This window comes from Photorhabdus hindustanensis, from assembly GCF_002968995.1.
GTDB classification, from domain to species: Bacteria; Pseudomonadota; Gammaproteobacteria; order Enterobacterales; family Enterobacteriaceae; genus Photorhabdus; species Photorhabdus akhurstii.
Genome location: NZ_PUWT01000146.1, coordinates 1 through 1,631, shown reverse-complemented (window position 1 = coordinate 1,631; position 1,631 = coordinate 1). Strand labels below are relative to the sequence as shown.

Here is a 1,631-nt window from a genome sequence, read left to right as displayed (position 1 = left end):
GCCGAAAGGAAGGCCAAAGCAGAGGCGGAAGGGCTTTCATTTCCATGCAAGAAATACAAGAGGCTACAACACAAAGATTTTCTCAAGAAAGTCCCAAAAGTGTTGGGTGAGGAACACTCAGCGAAATTTTCCGCTCAGTACAAAGACAGTACTGGTCGTGAGCTGCCATGCTATCGATTCCCCAAGCGTGAATCCTGTTTGATGGCAATGAGCTACAGCTATGAGCTGCAAGCGCAAGTATTCGATCACATGACCGAACTTGAGGTTAAATCTGGATTTGGGTTTACCATCCAGCAACTGCAACACATGCTTGTTCTGGCAAAAAGGGCGTCTGATGAAGATTCATCTGATGCAGGCCGCAGACTAAGAAAGCGACAAGATGACCTGGTTACTCTCAATAAAGCTGAAAGGATGATCAATGATATTGGTCAGATGGCTCTCGGATTGGTTGGGGGAGGCGCAAAAGAGGTTGCACATGAACCACGAACAATTCATCGCTAAGAACATCCAAGCCGAGTTAACCAGACTCGGCTTTTCTTCATCTATTGCAGGCATGGCAAGTGATAAGGCAGTCGATCACTATCGCCGCAGTTCTTCGGCAAGTAGAAAGGGCAAGATGTACGATGATTGCTTGAACATTGCGAAAGCGTGGGCGAGTAAATACAGTTCAGTTAAGCCATTCCTAAAGTGAGGACCTCGGAAAAATCAATGAGATACATCTATTCAATCACATTGGACGCAATTATCGCGTCCTTTTTGTTTATTGGTATCACGCAAAATATCGAAGGTTTTGTGAATGTCGGCTACTTTGCTGGCTGGTTGTTTGGTGTGATTAAGTTCCTGGCTTATCTATTTGGCAGAGATACGCTCGTTAAAGAGTACAAGCACGTTCCGACAGCATTCCGATATTACGATTTACTGACTGACACAGCTTTTGTCATTTTCGTTGTATATCAGGGCTGGTTTGTTCTGGGGGCTATCTATGCGATAGGCGCAATGGCAAAAGTTGAGTTTCAGGGTAAGCAAGAGAAGTTACTAAAATATTAAGAGGTAGGTATGAGCAAATTACAGGTTTTCAAATATAAATTAGGTCAGGCCGTACAAGTTATTATCAGCGGTGAAAAAGGGCATATCAAAGCCCGTGCTGAATATATTCATAGCGCTAGCCAGTATTTGATCCACTACCAAGCTGCGGATGGCCGTGCAAGAGACGCCTGGTTTGATGAGTATGAGCTTTCACACACTGATTAAAGAGTGACTAATTCAGAGCATTCTGCTAATAGAGTGCTCGATAGTAGTGATTCAATCCGGCGTGGTATTTAAAATGCCGGGGATTTATCAGACTGAAAAGTAGAAAGTTCTGATTACAACTGTTTCTGAAATGGAAAGAGTTCAACGAGGGTTTAAAATGAAATTTGAAGACTTAACAATCGAGTCACAAGTCGCAGCACGTGAAGTATTAGCAGATATGCTGAGAATGAAATATCAACATGAACTTGGTTTAGATCCTAATGTGATTAGATTTCTAGGCCACAATGTAAGAAAAGCATTTGTGGCCTTGGAAAGCGAAGAGTCTTGTCTACCAGTTGCGGCGATTATGCTTGATAAAGAAGATGATCATAATCAGTAAA

The 1,631-nt window shown here is 42.7% G+C and carries 5 protein-coding genes; all 5 read left to right on the top strand.

Annotated elements, in window-relative coordinates:
• Window positions 1-501, top strand: a 501-nt coding sequence (locus C6H66_RS24695) for a Rha family transcriptional regulator (protein WP_248000822.1), incomplete at its 5' end; no start/stop codon positions are given.
• Entirely contained in the window at window positions 476-691 is a 216-nt protein-coding gene (locus C6H66_RS24690; RefSeq protein WP_105397031.1) for a hypothetical protein, read from the top strand. The genes C6H66_RS24695 and C6H66_RS24690, both read left to right, overlap by 26 nt.
• 17 nt (window positions 692-708) lie before the next feature.
• The gene (locus tag C6H66_RS24685; protein ID WP_105397030.1) at window positions 709-1,047 is read left to right on the top strand and encodes a hypothetical protein; all 339 of its coding nucleotides are present in this window, start codon (window positions 709-711) and stop codon (window positions 1,045-1,047) included.
• Window positions 1,048-1,056: 9 nt separating this feature from the next.
• Window positions 1,057-1,251, top strand: coding sequence for a hypothetical protein (locus C6H66_RS24680; RefSeq protein WP_105397029.1), 195 nt, complete (start codon window positions 1,057-1,059; stop codon window positions 1,249-1,251).
• Window positions 1,252-1,408: 157 nt separating this feature from the next.
• A complete protein-coding gene (locus tag C6H66_RS24675; RefSeq protein WP_105397028.1) occupies window positions 1,409-1,630 on the top strand; it encodes a hypothetical protein in 222 nt (73 codons plus the stop codon).
• Window position 1,631: the final 1 nt, after the last annotated feature.

Bases quoted from the DNA above. Each gene is read 5' to 3' on its own strand.
- C6H66_RS24690 (WP_105397031.1), top strand. From the start codon at position 476: ATGAACCACGAACAATTCATCGCTAAGAACATCCAAGCCGAGTTAACC.
- C6H66_RS24685 (WP_105397030.1), top strand. From the start codon at position 709: ATGAGATACATCTATTCAATCACATTGGACGCAATTATCGCGTCCTTT.
- C6H66_RS24680 (WP_105397029.1), top strand. From the start codon at position 1,057: ATGAGCAAATTACAGGTTTTCAAATATAAATTAGGTCAGGCCGTACAA.
- C6H66_RS24675 (WP_105397028.1), top strand. From the start codon at position 1,409: ATGAAATTTGAAGACTTAACAATCGAGTCACAAGTCGCAGCACGTGAA.